We start from the raw sequence: 18,657 nt of genomic DNA, 5'->3' as shown, positions 1-18,657 counted from the left end.
AATCTCCTACCGCGGATCGGCGCTTGGCCGCGCCTGTGATCCGTTCGACTGAAACAACGGTCCGCGAAGGAATTGGGTTCCGTCATGCCAGAACGGATTACCGAGCATTATGAACGGCATGCGCATGCGTTCGACAATGAACGCCGCAAGCGCTTCGCGGAGCGCGCCTGGCTCGATCGCTTCCTGCTGGGCGTGCCCAAGGGAGCGCCGGTCCTCGATCTCGGCTGCGGCGCCGGCGAGCCGATCGCGCGCTATCTCCACGACCATGGCCATCCGATCACCGGAGTCGATGGGTCGGAAGCGATGATCACACTGTGCCGCACCCGCTTCCCGCGCGAGCGCTGGATCGCCGCCGACATGCGCGGCGTCGCGCTGGACATGATGTTCGGCGGGATCGTCGCCTGGGACAGCCTGTTCCACTTGCCCGCCGACGACCAATTGGCGCTGATCGAGCGCCTGGTGCCGTGGCTCTCGCCGGGCGGCGCGCTGCTGTTCAACACGGGGCCGGCGCGCGGCATCGCCATGGGCTGCCAGTTCGGGGAGGAAATCCACCACGCCAGCGCCGATCCGGCGGAATATCGGGCGGTGTTCGCCAGGACCGGGCTGTTCGAACTGGCGTACAAGCCCGAGGATGCTGCGACCGGTGGACGCTCGGTCTGGCTGGTGCGCAAGCCGCATTGAAAACTCCCCTCCCCGGAAAGGGAGGGGATCGGCGTTACGGCGCGACCTTCTGCAGGAACGCGATCACAGCCGCCCAGGCCGGCTCGGCGCCGTCCTTGTTCTTGGTGCGGAGTAGCGTCGAGGCGCCGTGCACCCCGCCCTGCTTGGGCACGAACTGCTCCTTGTCCTTGCCCGGCACGGCGGCGAGGATGGCGCGGGCCTCGTCGATCTCGTGCCCGTCCTGCGCCGAAGTAACGAACACCGGCGCCTTCACCTTGGCCGCGGCCGTCTGGACCAGCGTCTTGTCGGTGAAATACTCGCCCGGCGAGAAGGCCATCACGGCTCGCACCTGCTCGGGATAATCGGCGGCGAGCAGGAAGGCGAGCGACGCCGAATAGCTGCTGCCCAACAGGATCACCGGCAGCTTCTTGTCCTTCGCCCAGGCCAGCGCGGCGACCAGGTCCGGCTTGGCCTGGTAGAAGCTCGTCGACCGGCCCAGATCCTTCACCGTCTGGTTGACGCCGAACAGGTCGCCGCCGGCACGCTGGTCGATGCGCAGCGAGGCATAGCCCCAGGTCGCCAGCCGCGGCGCGATCGTGGCGTATTCGTCCTTGCCCGATTCGGCCTGGTGGAACAGCAGGATCAGCGCCTTGGGCCTGTCGGTGGCGGTATAGACGCCGGCAACCTTCACGCCGTCCGCCGCGGTGAGCGTGACCGGCTCGGCCGACATGGCGCGCGATTCCTTGGGCGCGTTCGCCGGCTTGGGATGGCAGGCGGAGAGCGCGAGCAGGGCCAACGCGACGGCAGCACCGCGCATCAGATCAGCCCCGCCAGCGGGCTCGACGGATCGGCATAGCGGCGCTTGGCCATGCGACCTGCGCGATAGGAGAGGCGCCCGGCCTCCACCGCCGCCTTCATCGCCGCGGCCATCAGGATCGGGTCCTTGGCCTCGGCGATCGCGGTGTTCATCAGGATGCCGTCGCAGCCGAGCTCCATGCCCACCGCCGCGTCGCTCGCCGAGCCGACACCGGCATCGACCAGCACCGGCACCTTGGCGCCCTCGACGATCAGGCGGATCGTCACCTGGTTCTGGATGCCCAGCCCCGATCCGATCGGCGCGCCGAGCGGCATGATCGCCACCGCGCCGGCATCCTCCAGCCGCTTGGCGGCGATGGGATCGTCGACGCAATAGACCATCGGCTTGAAGCCTTCCTTGGCCAGGATCTCGGTGGCGCGCAGCGTCTCGACCATGTCGGGATAGAGCGTTCGCGCCTCGCCCAGCACTTCGAGCTTCACCAGCTCCCAGCCGCCCGCCTCGCGCGCCAGGCGCAGCGTGCGGATCGCCGACTCGGCATCGAAGCAGCCGGCGGTGTTGGGCAGGTAGGTGATCTTCCTGGGATCGATATAGTCGGTGAGCATCGGCGCGTTCGGATCGCTTACGTTCACCCGCCGGACGGCAACCGTGACGATCTCGGCGCCCGAGGCGGCGACGGCCGCAGCGTTCTGCTCGAAATCCTTGTACTTGCCGGTGCCGACGATCAGCCGCGAGCCGAAGGTCTTGCCGGCCACGGTCCAGGTATCTTCGTCCACCGGCCTGCCGTGGTCGCCACCGCCGACGAAGTGGACGATCTCCAGCTCGTCGCCATCCTCGACGATCACTTCGTTCAGCGTCGAACGCGGCACGACTTCCAGGTTCCGCTCCACCGCCAGCTTGGCGGGGATCAGCCCCAGTTCCTCGGCGAGCTGGGCGATGGTCAGGCCGGCCGTCACCCGCTTGTGTTCGCCATTTACGGTGATGGAGACGGTGCCGTCGCTGTGCATGAACTGTCCTTGGAAATTTGATCGGAAGCGCGGGCTCATATAGGGAAGCCGCTCCCGCGCCCGCAACCGAAAGGCTTGGCCTTGGCCAATACGATCTACGTACTCAACGGTCCCAACCTGAATCTGCTGGGGCTGCGCGAGCCGGAGATCTACGGATCGGACACGCTCGACGATATTGCGGGCCGCCTGGAGGACCGCGCGAAGGAGCTCGATCTCGAGATCGACCTGCGCCAGTCGAATCACGAAGGCCATCTGGTCGACTGGCTGCACGAGGCGCAGGCGCGCGGTGCGAAGGCGGTGCTGCTCAACGCCGGCGCCTTCACCCATACCAGCATCGCGCTCTACGACGCGATCCGCGCGATCAAGACACCGGTACTCGAAGTCCATCTCTCCAACCCGCACACGCGGGAGGAGTTTCGCCACCACAGCTATGTGGGCATGGCCGCCAAAGGAACCATCGCCGGTTTCGGGGCGCTGTCCTACATGCTTGCGCTTGAAGCCGCCGCGCTCCTCTGACAAAGGGCGCGGTTTCATCGGAAGAACGAGATCAAATGGCAGATAAGAACGACAAGACGGGCGCGATGCAGGTCGACATCGACCTGGTGCGGCAGCTTGCCGCCGTGCTGGACGACACCAATCTCACCGAAATCGAAGTCGAGGACGGTGATCGCAAGGTCCGCGTCGCACGCACCGTGCAGGCCGCACCGGCACTCCTGCAGGCGCCGATGGCCGCCCCGGTCGCGGCAGCCGCTCCGGTCGCAGCCGCCGCCGCGCCGGCCGCCGAAGCCGCGCCCGCCGCCGCGCTGAACGCCGTCAAGTCGCCGATGGTCGGCACGGTCTATCTGGCGCCGAACCCGGAAGCGCCGAACTTCATCGCGGTCGGCCAGGCCGTGAAGCCCGGCGACACGCTGCTGATCATCGAGGCGATGAAGGTGATGAACCCGATCACCGCCACCGCGCCCGGCACGGTCAAGGCGATCCTGGTCGACAATGGCCAGCCGGTCGAGTTCGACCAGCCCCTCGTGGTCGTCGAGTAAGCCCAAGTGCCCGAGATCAAGAAGCTCCTGATCGCCAATCGCGGCGAGATCGCCCTGCGCATCCACCGTGCCTGCCACGAGATGGGCATCAAGACGGTGGCGGTGCACTCCACCGCCGATAGCGACGCGATGCACGTGCGCCTCGCCGACGAGGCGATCTGCATCGGGCCGCCGGCGGCGGGCGAGAGCTATCTGAAGATCGACCGGATCATCGCCGCGGCGGAGATCTCGGGCGCGGATGCGATCCATCCGGGATACGGCTTCCTCTCGGAGAACGCCAAGTTCGCCGAGATCGTCGAGGCCCACGGTATCATCTTCGTCGGCCCCAAGCCCGAGCACATCCGCACGATGGGCGACAAGATCGAGGCGAAGCGCACCGCCGGCGCGCTCGGCCTCCCGCTCGTCCCCGGTTCGGACGGCGCGATCAGCGACGTCGAGGAAGCCAAGCTGATCGCGGAAGCCGCCGGCTACCCCGTGATCATCAAGGCGGCATCGGGCGGCGGCGGCCGCGGCATGAAGGTCGTCACCAACCCCGCCGACCTCGAAGCGCAGATGCTCCAGGCCGGCAGCGAGGCGAAGGCCGCCTTTGGCGACGCCACGGTCTATCTCGAAAAGTATCTCGGCAACCCGCGCCACATCGAGGTGCAGGTGTTCGGCGACGGCAACGGCAACGCCATCCACCTGGGCGAGCGCGACTGCTCGCTCCAGCGCCGCCACCAGAAGGTGCTCGAGGAAGCCCCCTCGCCCGTCCTCTCCACCGAGGAGCGCAACCGCATCGGCGGGATCTGCGCCAAGGCGATGGCCGACATGGGCTATCGCGGCGCCGGCACCATCGAGTTCCTCTGGGAAAATGGCGAGTTCTACTTCATCGAGATGAACACCCGCCTGCAGGTGGAGCATCCGGTGACCGAGGCGATCACCGGCCTCGACCTCGTCCGCGAGCAGATCCGCGTCGCCGAAGGCCACGGCCTCACCCTCCGCCAGGAGGATGTCGAGTTCCGCGGCCATGCGATCGAATGCCGCATCAACGCCGAGGATCCCCGCACCTTCGCCCCCTCGCCGGGCCTGGTGAAGGGCTATCACGCACCGGGCGGCATGAACGTCCGCGTCGATTCGGGCCTGTACGCCGGCTACAAGGTGCCGCCCTATTACGACTCGATGATCGCCAAGCTGATCGTCTGGGGCCACACCCGCGAAGGCGCGCTCCGCCGCCTGCGCCGTGCGCTCGAGGAGTTCGTGATCGACGGGATGAAGACCACCATCCCGCTCCACCAGGCGCTGCTCGACGACCCGGAGTTCCAGAAGGGCGACTATACGATCAAGTGGCTTGAGGAATGGCTGGCGCGGCAGGACGAGGCCTGATCGTGAAGGCCACGATCTACCACAATCCCCGCTGCTCCAAGTCGCGCGAGGCCCTGGCGATTCTCAACGGGACGCCGGGGCTCGAGGTCGAGGTGGTCGAGTATCTCAAGACCCCGCCGAGCCGCGAGACGCTGAAGGACCTCTACGCCCGCGCCGGCATGACCGCCCGCGAAGGCCTGCGCATCGCCGAGGACGCCGCCAAGCCGCTCAAGGGCGCCGATGACGACTCGATCCTCGACGCGATGGCGACGAATCCGATTCTGATCGAACGGCCGCTCGTCGTCACCGAAAAGGGCGTTCGCCTCGGCCGCCCGCCCGAGAAGATCCGTGAAATCCTATAGGCACCTGCGACTCGCCACCGGCTCCCGCGAAAGCAGGAACCCAAGCTAATCAGCTACTTCGCCATACCGAGCGCCTGCTCAAGCGGGAGCCCGGGAAACCACTGGTCGTGTCGCCACCGAAATGGATGTGATCCCGGCCCCGCCCCGTTACCCAATTTGACGAATCCGCCGACGCGGTAACCCGAAAATTAACGGTCACCTGCGTAATCATCCATCCCGGAATATAGGATGGGTGATGCGGACCACGGTTGAGATCGGGCAGCGGTGCACGGGCGAGAGCCCCATGCGAATCGGCGGCGCATCGCGCGGCGGAGCGCAGGCATGAACGCGCCCATCTCGCTCCACTCGCTCACCTCGTGGTTCCGGCGCGGTGACGACGCGCCCGATCGCGCCGCGCTGCACCGGCTGCGCTACGAGCAGATCGGCGCCTTGCTGTTCGAGCATGGCCTCGAACCCAGCACGACCAATTTCGACTTCGCCGGCCGCTTCCTCGACGGGCGCGAGCTGCAGCTGATCCAGGCGGCCGAGGACCTGATCGCCGTCAAGCGCACCCTGACCGACCGCGACGTCGAGAAGATCATGGAGCGCTGCGCCACCGGCGACACCTCGGACAAGCTCGAGAAGCTCACCCGCGAGCTGGAGAGCAAGGTGGTCGACTGCCTCGCCGCGGTGGGGGACGCCACTGCCTCGACCAGCGCCTATTCCACCGCGCTCGGCCAGGCCGCCGGCGAGATGGAACATGCGCCGGGCGAAACCTATCGCCGCCTGCTCGAAGTCACGCTCGAGGTCGCCGAGACGACTCGCAAGATCGGCGGCCGGCTGGAGAGCACGCGCGAAGACACCAAGCGCCTGCGCAGCGATCTCGAGCGCGCGGTGCGCGAGGCCGAGGAGGATCACCTCACCGGCCTGCCCAATCGCCGCGGCTTCTTCGCCCGGATGGAAGAGACGCTCGCCCGGACCAATGCCGCGCCCTTCGCGCTGGCGCTGTGCGACATCGACAATTTCAAGGCGATCAACGATCGCCACGGCCACCATACCGGTGACCGGGTGCTGCGCTTCGTCGCCCGCACGCTGCGCGATTATCTCGGCCGGAAGGTGACCGTCGCCCGCTATGGCGGCGAGGAGTTCGTCTGCCTGTTCGAGGGCGCCGATGCCGAGGATGCCGCGGATACGCTCGACGCCTGCCGCAAGTCGCTGCGCGACCGGTTGCTGCGCGACCAGACCACCAACCTGCCGATCGGCCGGATCAGCTTTTCCGCCGGCGTCGTCACGATCGAGGACGACTCCGCCGACGCACTGCGCATCGCCGACGAGCTGCTCTACGCCGCCAAGCGCGCCGGCAAGGACCAGGTGGCGACCGTCGCGAGCCAGGTGGCGTCGGCGGCTTAAGCCAAGCCGTCATCCGGCAAATCGTCCATCCGACCCCAAATCGTCATCCCGGCGAAAGCCGGGATCTCAGGCGATGGAGGGAAACAGGCGATGGCGGGAAAAGAGCCGCACGAGATCCCGACTTTCGTCGGGATGACGGTAAGCCCCAACTCCGCAATATCCGTCAGGCGCGCATCTCCCCCTTGCGGCATTCGCTCCCCCCAGGGAGACCAGGAACCGTGAAGCCAGACGCCCGCCAGCTTTATCTCGCCCGCATGCAGCGCGTGCTCGACCATGTCGATGCGCATCTGGATGCGGACCTGAGTACCGAAGCCCTGGCAGCCGTCGCGGCCTTCTCGCCCTTCCATTTCCACCGCCAGTTCGCCGAGCTCTTCGGGATCAGCGTCCACCGCTATGTCCAGCTCGCGCGCATCAAACGGGCTTCGCTCGCCCTCGCCTATCGGAAGACCAGCGTGTTCGACGTCGCGCTCGATTCCGGCTTTGGCGGGCCGGAGGCCTTTGCGCGCGCGTTCCGGCAGCGGATCGGACAGAGCCCGAGCCGATTCCGCGATCGGCCGGAATGGGCTCCCTGGAACGCGGCCCTCGCGCCGCTCGAACAGGCAAGGAGCCAGAGCATGACACCGACCTTCACCGACGCCGATATCCGCATCGTCGATTTCCCCGCCACCCCGGTCGCGCTGATCGAGCATCGCGGCGATCCCATGGCGATAGGCGACACGATCCGCCGCTTCATCGACTGGCGCCGCGCCAACGGCCTGCCGCCGGCGAAGAGCGCCACCTTCAACATCCTCCACAATGATCCGGATACCGTGCCGCCCGAAGCGCACCGTATCGACATCGCCTGCGCCGCGGACCGGGTCGCGACGAATCCCCATGGCGTCACCGAAGGGCTGATCCCCGCCGGCCGCTGCGCGGTGGTGCGGATGACCGGCCCGGGCGACGACCTGCGCGCGCCGGCGCATTTCCTCTATGCCGACTGGCTCCCCCGCAGCGGCGAGGAACCGCGCGACTTCCCGATGTTCGTCCAGCGGGTGAAGTTCTTCCCGGACGTGCCGGCGAACGAGGCGGTGACGGAGGTGTATCTGCCGATCCAATAATTCCTCCCCGAGCTTGTCTCGGGGAGGGGGACCGCCGCCGAAGGCGGTGGTGGAGGCGCGCGCCGGGCACCGGCGCGTTGCGCCGGCCCCTCCACCACTCGCTGCGCGAGCGGTCCCCCTCCCCCAGCAAGCTGGGGGAGGAATTAATCCCGCCGCAGATGCGTGATGTCCTGCTTCAGCCCGTAGAGATACACCGCCTTGCCCTCGCGCACCTCGACATCGGCGGTCACCCGCATCCAGCGAAGTTCTCCATCCGGCCGGCGGATCTCCGCGTCGAAGGTGAAGCTGCCGCAGGTCGCGATCGCCGCGTCGCGCAGACGCTTGAGCTCGGCCCGCGATTCCTCGCTGTACATCGCGACCACGTCGTCGCGCCGCACCGGCTGGTCGGCGGGCAGGCCGAATATCTCGAACACCCCCGGCGTCCAGCGCAGCGAATCGTCGGAAAGGTCGCACTCCCAGGCGGCGGGCATCGGCGCCAGCACCACGGGAACATCGAAGGGGACGACGTGCAGCTCGCGCGCCCAGCCCATCGGCACGCGCCCGACCAGCGGCTCTGCGACTCGGTCTATCCAGTGGCTTGGCACGCAGCGATCACCCAGGCCCAACTCCCATGACCCTTGCTACGCCTCAAATGGTTAAAGTCCAGCCCTCGCGCATCCGCGACGATCCGGTCTTTTAATGTAGGATTCCATCTGCTTGACTGCCGACCATGCAGGCACGCACCCCTTCCCTCTCCCTCCCAGGCCTCGACCGAAAGGGCTGGAGTCCCCCGCGCGTGCATGTCGTGAACTTTGTGAACTTCCGCGCCCGCCGCGCACGCGAAGGCGATTCAAGGGATTCAACATTTCCGCCGGCGCATCGCTCGGGGGTGACGTGGCCGAACGCCCTCGCTATGGGCTCGTCGCATGACTGAGATCACGCCTGAGATCGTTGCCGAACACGGCTTCACCCCCGAGGAATATGAGCGCGTCCTGAAGGCGATGGGCCGTGTGCCCAACCTGACCGAGCTCGGTATCTTCTCGGTGATGTGGTCGGAGCACTGCTCGTACAAGTCGAGCCGCATCCACCTGAAGAAGCTGCCGACCACCGGCCCCCAGGTCATCTGCGGCCCGGGCGAGAATGCCGGCGTGGTCGATATCGGCGATGGCCAGGCGGCGATCTTCAAGATGGAGAGCCACAACCACCCGTCGTACATCGAGCCCTATCAGGGCGCGGCGACCGGCGTGGGCGGCATCCTGCGCGACGTGTTCACCATGGGTGCGCGCCCGATCGCCAACATGAACGCGCTGCGCTTCGGCCGGCCCGACCACCCCAAGATGAAGCACCTCATCGCCGGCGTGGTCCATGGCATTGGCGGCTATGGCAATTGCGTGGGCGTCCCCACCGTTGGCGGCGAAGTCAATTTCCACAAGGCGTATGACGGCAACATCCTCGTCAACGCGATGACCGTCGGCATCGCCGATACCGACAAGATCTTCTATTCGGCCGCATCGGGCGTCGGCAATCCGATCGTCTATGTCGGCTCGAAGACCGGCCGCGACGGCATCCACGGCGCGACGATGGCGAGCGCGGATTTCGGCGAGGACAGCGAGGAGAAGCGCCCCACCGTCCAGGTCGGCGATCCCTTCACCGAAAAGCTGCTGATCGAGGCATGCCTCGAGCTGATGGCCTCGGACGCCATCGTCGCGATCCAGGACATGGGCGCCGCGGGCCTCACCTCGTCGTCGGTCGAGATGGCGTCGAAGGGCGGCGTCGGCATCGAGCTGGTGATGGACGATGTCCCGCAGCGCGAAACCGGCATGACGCCGTACGAGATGATGCTGTCGGAGAGCCAGGAGCGCATGCTCATGGTCCTCAAGCCCGGCCGCGAGGATTTCGCCAAGGCGATCTTCGAGAAGTGGGAGCTCGATTTCGCCGTCATCGGTCACGTCACCGATACCGGCCGCATGGTGCTCAAGTGGAAGGGCGACACCGTCGCCGACATCCCGCTCGCCCCGCTCGCCGACGAAGCCCCGCTCTACGACCGCCCGCACGTGCCGACGCCGAAGCCGGCAGAGCTGGCGAACGTGCCGGAGAGCGTCGATCCCGCAGCGGACCTGCTCAAGCTGGTCGGCACCCCCGATCTCGCCTCGCGTCGCTGGATCTGGGAGCAGTATGACCACATGGTCGGCGGCGACACTGCGCAGCGCCCGGGCGGCGACGCCGCGGTGGTCCGCGTCCATGGCACCGACAAGGGCATCGCGATCACCACCGATTGCACTCCCCGCTATTGCTTCGCGGACCCGGTCGAAGGCGGCAAGCAGGCGATCGCGGAGGCATGGCGCAACCTCTCGGCAGTCGGCGCGACTCCGCTGGCGGTGACCAACTGCCTCAACTTCGCCAATCCGCAGCGCCCCGAGATCATGGGCCAGATCGTCGGCTGCCTCGAGGGCATGTCGGAGGCCTGCCGCGCGCTCGACTTCCCGATCGTCTCGGGTAACGTCTCGCTCTACAACGAGTCCAAGGCCACCGGCGGCGGCTCGGCGATCCTGCCGACCCCGGCGATCGGCGCGATCGGCCTGCTCAAGGACTGGTCGAAGAGCGCGACCATCGCGTTCAAGGGCACCGGCGACATCATCCTCGCGGTCGGCGAGCGTTCGGGCCATCTCGGCCAGTCGCTGTGGCTGCGAGAGCTGCACGGCCGCGAAGAGGGCCCGCCGCCCGAGGTCGACCTGATGATGGAGCGCCGCACCGGCGCCTTCATCCGCTCGGGCATCTGCACCGGCGCGATCACCGCCTGCCATGACGTGTCGGACGGCGGCCTGGCCGTGGCGATCGCCGAGATGGCGCTGGCCTCGGGCATCGGCGCGATCATCGACCAGCCCCAGCCCTTCGGCATCGCCGGCTCGTTCTTCGGCGAGGACCAGGGCCTCTATGTCGTCACGATCTGCGACACCTGCCTGGCCGACTTCCTGGTCGCCGCCGACAAGGCCGGCCTGGTCGCCGATCCGATCGGCCGCACGATCAAGGACCGCATCATCTTCGAGCTGGAAGAGGGCGATTTCTGCGTGAGCTTGACCGATCTCAAGGCGGCGCACGAAGGTTTCTTCCCAGAGCTGATGGGAGAAGACGCCGCCCTGGCATGAGGTTGCGCGTGCCGGGCCGGCAATGATGGAGGTGTTATGCCGTCCGCTGGCTATTCCGGCACGCCGCTCGCCCGGAAACTGGGGCTCAAGCCCGGCATGCGCAGCTGGTTCTGCGGCATGCCGGCAAGCGTCCGCGCCGAGATCGACCCCGTGGCGCTGGGCGTCGAGGAATATGAAGCCGCTGCCGCCGGCCTCCAGGCGGCGCACATCTTCGTCACCGAGCGCGCCAAGCTCGACCGCGAGCTGGACGCGCTGCTCGCCCTGATCGACCGGGGCGGCTTCATCTGGGTCTCCTGGCCCAAGAAGGCGGCCGGGGTGCCGACCGACGTGACCGAGGACGTGATCCGCGAGGTTGCGCTTCCCAAGGGATTGGTGGACATAAAGGTCTGCGCGGTGGACGATGTATGGTCCGGGCTCAAGTTGGTGATTCGCAAGGAAAATCGTTGAAATCTCAGGAAAAGCCCTGAGTGCCCGCGTGGGGGCGCGGATGGCATGCTCCCCCGGAAACCATATGGCCGAGCATGAAACGCTGCCCTGGCAGCCCTATCCCGAACTGACCGACACGGCGCGGATCGAACGCGCCCGAGCCTTCCTTGCGGAAATGGCCAGCCGCCACAGCTGCCGGGCGTTCAGCGAGCGGCCGGTGCCCCGCGAAGTGATCGAGGCCGCGCTCCTGGCCGCCGGCTCCGCCCCCAGCGGCGCCAACCGCCAGCCCTGGCATTTCTGCGCGATCGAGACGGCCGAGGCCAAGACCGCGATCCGCGTCGCGGTCGAGGAAGAGGAGCGCCAATTCTACACGAACCGCGCCCCCGAGGCCTGGCTCAGCGCGCTGCGTCCGCTCGGCACCGGTTCCGAGAAGCCCTATCTCGAGATCGCGCCCTGGCTGATCGCGGTGTTCGCCCAGCGCTATGCCGAGGACGAGGCCCAGCCGCGCAACTACTACGTCACCGAAAGCGTCTCGATCGCCACCGGCCTGATGCTAGCCACGCTCCACGCCGCGGGCATCGCCACCCTGGTCCACACCCCGCACCCGATGCGCTTCCTCAATCTGGTCTGCCGCCGCCCCGACAATGAGAAGCCGCTGATGCTGATCGTCGCCGGCCACGCCGCCGAGGATGCGCTGATCCCGGCATCCACGGCCCGGAAGAAGGCGCTGGAGGAGATCAGCTCCTGGCTGTAGCGTCCCGCCACAGGCATGGAGGGGACATGACATGGCACAGCCCGGACGCAGGATCCTGACCGCGACGCTGGTCGCCGGCACGCTCGACATCATCGCCGCATCGCTGCTCGCCATCTCGGCCGGCCGCACCCCCGACAAGATGCTGCGCGGCGTCGCCAGCGGCCCCTTCCCCGATGCCACGAGCTGGGGCCTGGGCGGCGCGGCGCTGGGCCTGGCGGTGCATTTCGCGATCATGGCGACGATGGCCGCGGTCTACGTCCTCGCTGCCGACCGGCTGCCGCTGCTCAAGGCGCAGCGGATCCTGGCCGGCATCGGCTATGGCATCGCTACCTGGGCAGTGATGAACCTAATCGTCCTGCCGCTACGCTGGCCCACCGTTTTCCCGCACACCGACCTGTTCAGCATCGCCAGCCAGCTCTTCTGCCATATCGTGCTGGTCGGCATCCCGATCGCGCTGATCGCCGCGCGGCGCTGAATGGAGGCTCCCGCCGCCGCCTCGCGGCTCGCTTCCCTCGATGTGGTCCGCGGCGTGGCGGTGCTGGGCATATTGCTGCTCAACATCCTGTCCTTCGCCCTGCCCGAGGCCGCCTATGTGAACCCGCGCGCCTATGGCGGCTGGCACGGCGCCGACCTCGCCACCTGGGCGGTGAACTTCGTCCTGTTCGACGGGCGGATGCGCGGGCTCTTCTCCTTCCTGTTCGGTGCCTCGACCCTGCTGGTGATCGAGCGCGCCGAAGCGAGCGGGCGCAGCCCGGCCGACGTCCATTACCGGCGCATGGCCTGGCTGCTCGTCTTCGGCCTCGCCCATCTCTTCCTGGTCTGGCACGGCGACATCCTCGCCCATTATGCGCTGATCGGCATGATCGCCTATGCGATGCGCGAGCTGCCGGTTTCCCGTCTATTGGTGCTCGGCACGATGCTTGCCCTGGCCAGCGCGATCCTGTTCGCGACCATCCCGCTGAACATCATCCAGCTCCAGGCCCAGTTCCCGAATTCCGACACGCTGCACGGCTTTGCCCAGTCGTTCGGCGTCCCCTCCCCCTCCGACATCGCCAGGGACCTCACCCTGCACCGGGGCAGCTATTCCGGGCTCCTCGCCGATCGACTGCGCGAAGATGGTGGCACACTGTTCGGCCTGGTGGTCTTCTTCGGCCCCGAGACGCTTGGCTACATGCTGTTCGGCATGGCGGCGCTGCGCAGCGGCATGCTGCGGGGCGATTGGGCGCCTGCGCGCTACCTTCGCTGGCTGCTGGTCTGCTGGGCGATCGCCCTGCCGGCCTATGCCGTGCTCGCCTGGTGGCAATGGTCCTCCGGCTTCGACATGCGTGTGGTCGCCGCGATGCTGCCGCTGACCGCGCTCGTCCGCCCGCCGATGATCGCAGGCTGGATCTGCCTGATCCTGCTCCTCGCCCGTTCCGGCGGCGTGCTGACCACCCTTCTGGCCGCCGCAGGGCGCATGGCCTTCACCAACTACCTTGCCACCAGCCTGATCTGCACCACGCTCTTCTACGGCTATGGCCTGGGCTTGTACGGGCATCTCAGCCGCTGGCAGCTCTACCCCGTAGTTTTCGGGATCTGGGCGGCGATCCTGATCTGGTCCAGGCTCTGGCTCGCCCATTTCCGATTCGGCCCGTTCGAGTGGCTGTGGCGCAGCCTGGCCCGCGGCAGCTTCCAGCCGATCAGGGGAAGCACCCTAGGTAATAATGCGAGTACCTCGCAATAGCCTTGCGAATCAGTGTCAATAGCCCTAACTCTGCTCCTGCGAGTTGCGAGGGTTCGATGGTCGTTTGCGTTTGCAATGCTCTGCGGGAACGGGATGTGCGCGAAGCCGCGCGTGGCGGGGCCACCAGCGCCTGCCAGGCCTATCGTGCGCTCGGATGCCAGGCGAAGTGCGGACAATGCGTGCCGTTCGCACGTGAGATCATTGCCGAGGAACGTGCTGCTGCGTAACAGTCGCAACAGCCAAAAACCGCAGAAATCCGCCATTTTCTGACTGTCCAACGCGGCCATCCGCGCCTATTCTGCTGCCCGAAATCCAATCATAAGAACAGGTGGCGGCAATGAAGGGCGACCCCAAGGTCCTCGACTATCTCAACGAGGCGCTCAAGAACGAGCTCACGGCGATCAACCAGTATTGGCTGCATTACCGGCTGCTCGACAATTGGGGTGTCACCAAGCTCGCCGAGCTGGAACGTCACGAATCGATCGACGAGATGAAGCACGCCGACAAGCTGGCAGAGCGCATCCTGTTCCTCGACGGCCTGCCCAATTTCCAGCTGCTCGGCCGCCTGCGCATCGGCGAGACGGTGGAGGAGATCCTCAAGGCCGATCTGGCGGTGGAGATGGAAGCGATCCCGCTGCTGCGCGACGCGATCCAGCATTGCGAGAGCGTCCGAGACTATGTCTCGCGCGACCTGTTCGCCGATATCCTCGAGAGCGAGGAAGAGCATGTCGACACGCTGGAGAAGCAGTTCGACATGATCGCCCGCATGGGCATCGCGAACTACATCCAGCTCAACAGCGAACCTGCCGAAGCGAGCTAGGCTTTCTTCTCCCCTCCCGCTTGCGGGAGGGGAATCCCTCACCCAGCCAGCGATCGCCGTCCAAACACGGGACGACGCTCCACCAACGGGTTCGATTCGCGCTCCAGCAGCGCTAGCGTCTCTTCGAACAGCGGGCGAAGCGCCACGACATATTCGAGGACGTCGGTCGGGGTGTCCTGCCGTTCGATGCAGGCGCGTGCGGTCATTTCGATCGTTTCGGCCAGGTCGGCCAGCGGATCCGCGCCGAACTGGCGCGATTCGCCCTTCAGCGTATGCGCCGGGATGACCATCGAGGCGGCATTGTTCGCGCGCATGGCTTCCTCGATCCGTGCGACCGACTTGACGCCGTCCTCACGGAAATAGCCGAGAATCCGCACGAAATTGGCGCCGAGCTCGGCTCGGGCCTGCGAAAAACTGTTCCAGTTCACCAGCTGTTCGTTGCCGGTCATCGCTTCATTCCCCTACTCCACCCCCAGAGCATGGATCGACCCTATCGCCGGTTTGTAAACACAGCGTTGATTTCGAATAAGGGTCGTTACGGAAGCGTTTGGATTCTCATTCCTTATCCCGATCGAACGGGTTCTTGGGCGCGCGCAGATTGAGGCGCACCGGCACCGCGCCGAAATCGAACTCCTTGCGCAACCCGTTGATCAGATAGCGCTGATAGCTCATCGGCAGCAGATCGACGCGGGTGCCGAACAGCACGAACGTCGGCGGGCGCGTCTTGTTCTGGGTGACGTAGCGCGGCTTGATCCGCTTGCCGCCGGGCGCGGGCGGCGGGTTCGCCTCGATCGCCCGCTCGAACCAGCGGTTGAGCTGGCCGGTCGAGACGCGGCGCGACCAGGCGTCGCGCGTCTTGAAGGCGACGTCGATCATCGTGTCGAGCCCCTTGCCGGTCACCGCCGAGACAGTGAGCAAGGGCACGCCCTTCACCTGCGCCAGGCCTTCGTCGAGCGCGCCCTTCACGCCGTTGAACAGGCTGGAGGCGTTCTCCGCCACGTCCCACTTGTTCAGCACGATGATCAGCGCGCGGCCTTCCTGCAGCACGCGGTCGGCGATCTTGAGGTCCTGCACCTCGAGGCCCCGGGTCGCGTCGAGCAGCAGCACCACGACCTCGGCAAAGTCGATCGCGCGCAGCGTGTCCATGACCGAGAGCTTCTCGAGCTTCTCCTCGACTTTGGCCTTCTTGCGCATGCCCGCGGTGTCGATCAGGCGGACCGGGCGCTTGTTGCCGTCGAAATCCTCCCATTCCCAATCGACCGAGATCGAATCGCGGGTGATCCCCGCCTCGGGACCGGTGATCATCCGGTCCTCGCCGAGCAGCCGGTTGACCAGGGTCGACTTGCCCGCATTCGGGCGACCGACGATCGCCAGCTTGAGCGGGGCGTTGGGGTTCTCGGAATCCTCTTCCTCGACTTCCTCCTCGTCCTCGCGCTCGACATGGGGCAGCAGCGCTCCGAACAGGTCGGCCATGCCTTCGCCATGCTCGGCGGAGAGCTGGATTGGCTCGCCGAAGCCCAGTGCCATCGCCTCGATCACCCCGGTCTCGCCCGCACGGCCCTCGGCCTTGTTGGCGACCAGCACGATCGGCCGGTCGGTCGAGCGCAGCCAGCGGGCGATCTCCTCGTCGAGCGGCGTCACGCCGGCGCGGGCATCGACCAGGAACAGCGCGACATCGGCATCCTGCACTGCCGCCTCGGTCTGCTGGCGCATGCGTCCGGGCAGGGTCGCGGCGTCCTCATCCTCATAGCCGGCGGTATCAAAGATGCGGAATTCGAGCCCGAGCAGGTTCGCCTCGCCCTCGCGCCGGTCACGCGTCACGCCCGGCTGGTCGTCGACCAGCGCGAGCCGCTTGCCGACGAGCCGGTTGAACAGCGTCGATTTGCCGACATTGGGTCGGCCGATGATCGCGACGATGGGCAGTGGCATAAATGAAACTCTTCTCGGGGGGATGCCCAGCAGAACGGCATGTAACACAAAAAGCAACGGGCGAGGCCTTTCGGCCCCGCCCGCCTGCCATGGCCGGGAACCAGGTTATTTGAACGCGGTCAGGCGTCCCTTGTCGTCCAGAATGTAGAGGATGTTGTTCGCCACCACCGGCTGGAGCGAGACCGGATCCTTCAGCTCGATGGTCGAGCTGATGCTGCCGTCCGCCGGCGACACGAAGACGATCTCGCCGTGGGTGTTGGCGAGGACCAGCTTGCCGCCCGCCAGGACCGGGCCGACCCAGCCATAGGGGTTCTTCGGCTTCTTGGCGTTCTTGTAGAGCTTGAGCTGCGAGATCCAGCGCACCTTGCCGCTGGTGCGCGACAGGCACAGCAGGCGGGCATCGTCGGTCACCACGAAGATCCACTCGCCAGCCACCCAGGGGGTGGAGATGCCGGCGATGTTCTGTTCCCACATGCGGTTGCCGGTGGCGATGTCCATCGCGACCATGCGACCGCCCTGGCCCACGGCGTAGACGCGGCCCTGGTCGATCACCGGCTCGGCATCGATGTCGGACAGCGACGAAACCGAGGTGCTCATGCTGCTGCGCGACAGCACGTCGCTCCACAGCTGGCGGCCATTCTCGTAGCGATAGGCGTTGAGCTCGCCCGACGAGAAGCCGGCGATCACCGTGCCCTGCGCCGAAGCCGGTGCCGCGACGCCGAACACGCCCTGCGATTCGAGGCTGGCCGAAGCGGTCCAGCTGACGTCGCCGGTCTCCTGGCTCATCACGAAGAGCTGGTTGTCCTGGGTGACGACATAGGCGTTGCCGTTGGCCAGCGTCGGGGCGCCGCGCAGCGGGCCGCCGGGGCGCTTGCGCCACACTTCGCTGCCGTCCGCGATCTTGAGCGCGACCACGTCGCCCAGGCCGTTCGAGGCATAGAGATGCTCGCCCGAGACGCTGACGCCGCCACCGAAGCGCGCGGTCTTGTTGCCGTCCGCCTTCACGGTCGGCGCCGTCCACAGCGTGTTGCCGCTGGCTGCGTCAATGGCGTGGACCTGGCCGTCGGTGTCCATCACGTACAGCTTGCCGCCCGCGATCACCGGCGACGCGCCGAGACGCTCCTTCTTCGAGGTCTTGGTGACCACCTTGCTCCACAGGCGCGACGGCGTGGCGGACAGCGCGAGCGAACCCATCGACTTGGCGGCATTGCCGCCCGGCTGGGTCCAGTCCTCGTTCACCGCCGCCTCGGGCACGATCACGTCGACATTCGCCAGCGACTTGTCGCTGGTGATGTCATTCTCGGACATCAGGATGGGAACGCGCTCGCCGAGCACGGGCGTCTTCTTGCCCTGCCCCTTGAAGACCCCGCAGCCGCTAACCAGCGCGAGTGCCGCAAGGGCCCCAGCCACCCTCAGCTTATTGTTCATTTAGCCTGCTTTTCCTTCGACTGATCGAGGACGTCGATCCCCAATACGCTCGCCAGCTGAACCGCGCGTTGCCGCGTCGTATCCGGCACATTCTCACCGCCCTGCGCGATCTGCTGCAGGAGCTTGCCGGCCTCGGCGCGCTTGCCGAGCTTGATCTGCGCGGTCGCCACCAGCTCGCCGGCGCTGCCGAACCAGGCCGAATCGGGCTTGGCGAGGCCCTGGAGGCGCGAAACCACCACTTCAGGCTTCAGCGTGTCATACTCGACCGAGGTCTGGCGGAGCAGCGCGTAGTCGCGGAACGGCTTGGCATAGCCGCTATTGCCCGCAACCGCTGCGAACTTGGCGGCGGCGCCCTTCAGATCCTTCTTCTGGACCAGCAGATTGCCTTCGACGATCGAGGACATCGCGGCATAGCCGTTGGTGCCGCTGGCCGCGAGCTTGGCGAGCTCGGGGCTCGCCTTGTCGGGCTGGTTCTGCTCGATCTGGCGCAGCGCCGCGTCATATTGCTCGCCCTTGGTGCCGGCCGCGGAGTCGGTCTGGTGCTGCCAGAACAGGAAGCCGGCGAGCGCGACGAACGCGATCACCACGGCGCCGATGATCAGCCGCCCATATTTCTGCCAGACGCCGAGCATCTGCGAGCGGCGATATTCCTCGTCGACTTCGCGCAGGAAGGCTTCGTCTGTCGTGCCGGAGGGGGGAAGCGCCAAAATCTACCTCATGCGTCTCTTGCGGGCGCGGACCTATA

At 66.8% G+C, this 18,657-nt stretch carries 21 protein-coding genes; 14 read left to right on the top strand and 7 right to left on the bottom strand.

The genetic code is table 11. The features are described from left to right. Positions 1-84 precede the first annotated feature (84 nt). A complete protein-coding gene (locus GGR46_RS01490; RefSeq protein ID WP_183993892.1) occupies positions 85-681 on the top strand; it encodes a class I SAM-dependent methyltransferase in 597 nt (198 codons plus the stop codon). A gap of 34 nt (positions 682-715) precedes the next feature. Here the strand turns inward: GGR46_RS01490 and GGR46_RS01485 are convergent, their stop codons facing one another. Continuing rightward, a complete protein-coding gene (locus GGR46_RS01485; protein ID WP_183993890.1) occupies positions 716-1,477 on the bottom strand; it encodes an alpha/beta hydrolase in 762 nt (253 codons plus the stop codon). Next, complete coding sequence (gene thiS / locus GGR46_RS01480) at positions 1,477-2,481, bottom strand: sulfur carrier protein ThiS (protein ID WP_183993888.1); 1,005 nt, start codon at positions 2,479-2,481, stop codon at positions 1,477-1,479. The genes GGR46_RS01485 and thiS overlap by 1 nt, the downstream gene beginning before the upstream one ends. Positions 2,482-2,562: 81 nt before the next feature. Here thiS and aroQ point away from each other — a divergent pair, with 81 nt between their 5' ends. The 6 genes from aroQ (at position 2,563) to GGR46_RS01450 (ending at position 7,707) form a co-directional block, all read left to right on the top strand. Beyond that, positions 2,563-2,997, top strand: coding sequence for a type II 3-dehydroquinate dehydratase (gene aroQ, locus GGR46_RS01475; RefSeq protein ID WP_183993886.1), 435 nt, complete (start codon positions 2,563-2,565; stop codon positions 2,995-2,997). Between the two features lie 35 nt (positions 2,998-3,032). Further along, positions 3,033-3,518, top strand: coding sequence for an acetyl-CoA carboxylase biotin carboxyl carrier protein (gene accB, locus GGR46_RS01470; RefSeq protein ID WP_183993884.1), 486 nt, complete (start codon positions 3,033-3,035; stop codon positions 3,516-3,518). Positions 3,519-3,524: 6 nt separating this feature from the next. Further along, a complete protein-coding gene (gene accC / locus GGR46_RS01465; protein ID WP_183993882.1) occupies positions 3,525-4,880 on the top strand; it encodes an acetyl-CoA carboxylase biotin carboxylase subunit in 1,356 nt (451 codons plus the stop codon). Positions 4,881-4,882: 2 nt separating this feature from the next. Next, positions 4,883-5,221, top strand: a complete 339-nt coding sequence (gene arsC, locus GGR46_RS01460) for an arsenate reductase (glutaredoxin) (RefSeq protein WP_183993880.1) — start codon at positions 4,883-4,885, stop codon at positions 5,219-5,221. A 321-nt stretch (positions 5,222-5,542) separates the two neighbouring features. Then, the gene (locus GGR46_RS01455) at positions 5,543-6,610 is read left to right on the top strand and encodes a GGDEF domain-containing protein (RefSeq protein WP_183993878.1); all 1,068 of its coding nucleotides are present in this window, start codon (positions 5,543-5,545) and stop codon (positions 6,608-6,610) included. A 218-nt stretch (positions 6,611-6,828) separates the two neighbouring features. Next, positions 6,829-7,707 (top strand): AraC family transcriptional regulator, encoded by an 879-nt coding sequence (locus GGR46_RS01450; protein WP_343057932.1) that lies wholly within the window; start codon positions 6,829-6,831, stop codon positions 7,705-7,707. Between the two features lie 143 nt (positions 7,708-7,850). Here GGR46_RS01450 and GGR46_RS01445 read toward each other — a convergent pair whose 3' ends face one another. Next, on the bottom strand, positions 7,851-8,291 hold the full coding sequence (locus tag GGR46_RS01445; protein WP_343057931.1) for a PAS domain-containing protein: 441 nt from the start codon (positions 8,289-8,291) through the stop codon (positions 7,851-7,853). A 321-nt stretch (positions 8,292-8,612) separates the two neighbouring features. Here GGR46_RS01445 and purL point away from each other — a divergent pair, with 321 nt between their 5' ends. The 7 genes from purL to bfr all read left to right on the top strand — a co-directional run bounded on the left by purL (position 8,613) and on the right by bfr (position 14,555). Further along, positions 8,613-10,832, top strand: a complete 2,220-nt coding sequence (purL, locus tag GGR46_RS01440; RefSeq protein ID WP_183993876.1) for a phosphoribosylformylglycinamidine synthase subunit PurL — start codon at positions 8,613-8,615, stop codon at positions 10,830-10,832. A gap of 36 nt (positions 10,833-10,868) precedes the next feature. Further along, complete coding sequence (locus tag GGR46_RS01435) at positions 10,869-11,279, top strand: DUF3052 family protein (RefSeq protein WP_183993874.1); 411 nt, start codon at positions 10,869-10,871, stop codon at positions 11,277-11,279. 64 nt (positions 11,280-11,343) lie between these two features. Beyond that, a complete protein-coding gene (locus GGR46_RS01430) occupies positions 11,344-12,012 on the top strand; it encodes a nitroreductase family protein (protein ID WP_183993872.1) in 669 nt (222 codons plus the stop codon). 31 nt (positions 12,013-12,043) lie between these two features. After that, on the top strand, positions 12,044-12,487 hold the full coding sequence (locus tag GGR46_RS01425; RefSeq protein WP_183993870.1) for a hypothetical protein: 444 nt from the start codon (positions 12,044-12,046) through the stop codon (positions 12,485-12,487). Beyond that, entirely contained in the window at positions 12,488-13,735 is a 1,248-nt protein-coding gene (locus GGR46_RS01420) for a DUF418 domain-containing protein (RefSeq protein ID WP_183993868.1), read from the top strand. Between the two features lie 56 nt (positions 13,736-13,791). Beyond that, positions 13,792-13,962 carry a (2Fe-2S)-binding protein gene (locus tag GGR46_RS01415; RefSeq protein WP_183993866.1) on the top strand — a complete coding sequence of 57 codons (171 nt, stop codon included), beginning with the start codon at positions 13,792-13,794 and terminating at the stop codon, positions 13,960-13,962. Positions 13,963-14,072: 110 nt separating this feature from the next. After that, positions 14,073-14,555: a bacterioferritin gene (bfr, locus tag GGR46_RS01410; RefSeq protein WP_183993864.1), complete on the top strand. Its 483-nt coding sequence runs from the start codon at positions 14,073-14,075 to the stop codon at positions 14,553-14,555. A gap of 38 nt (positions 14,556-14,593) precedes the next feature. Here bfr and GGR46_RS01405 read toward each other — a convergent pair whose 3' ends face one another. The 4 genes from GGR46_RS01405 to GGR46_RS01390 all read right to left on the bottom strand — a co-directional run bounded on the left by GGR46_RS01405 (position 14,594) and on the right by GGR46_RS01390 (position 18,619). Continuing rightward, positions 14,594-15,004 (bottom strand): Hpt domain-containing protein, encoded by a 411-nt coding sequence (locus tag GGR46_RS01405; RefSeq protein WP_183993862.1) that lies wholly within the window; start codon positions 15,002-15,004, stop codon positions 14,594-14,596. A 106-nt stretch (positions 15,005-15,110) separates the two neighbouring features. Beyond that, on the bottom strand, positions 15,111-16,484 hold the full coding sequence (gene der, locus GGR46_RS01400; RefSeq protein WP_183993860.1) for a ribosome biogenesis GTPase Der: 1,374 nt from the start codon (positions 16,482-16,484) through the stop codon (positions 15,111-15,113). A 105-nt stretch (positions 16,485-16,589) separates the two neighbouring features. Continuing rightward, entirely contained in the window at positions 16,590-17,912 is a 1,323-nt protein-coding gene (locus tag GGR46_RS01395; protein ID WP_183993858.1) for a PQQ-like beta-propeller repeat protein, read from the bottom strand. After that, entirely contained in the window at positions 17,909-18,619 is a 711-nt protein-coding gene (locus GGR46_RS01390) for a tetratricopeptide repeat protein (protein WP_246425868.1), read from the bottom strand. The genes GGR46_RS01395 and GGR46_RS01390 overlap by 4 nt, the downstream gene beginning before the upstream one ends. Between the last annotated feature and the right edge of the window lie 38 nt (positions 18,620-18,657).

Origin of the sequence: Sphingomonas kyeonggiensis, from assembly GCF_014196745.1 — a bacterium.
Lineage (GTDB): Bacteria > Pseudomonadota > Alphaproteobacteria > Sphingomonadales > Sphingomonadaceae > Sphingomonas > Sphingomonas kyeonggiensis.
This window is presented reverse-complemented; position numbering and strand designations above follow the sequence as displayed.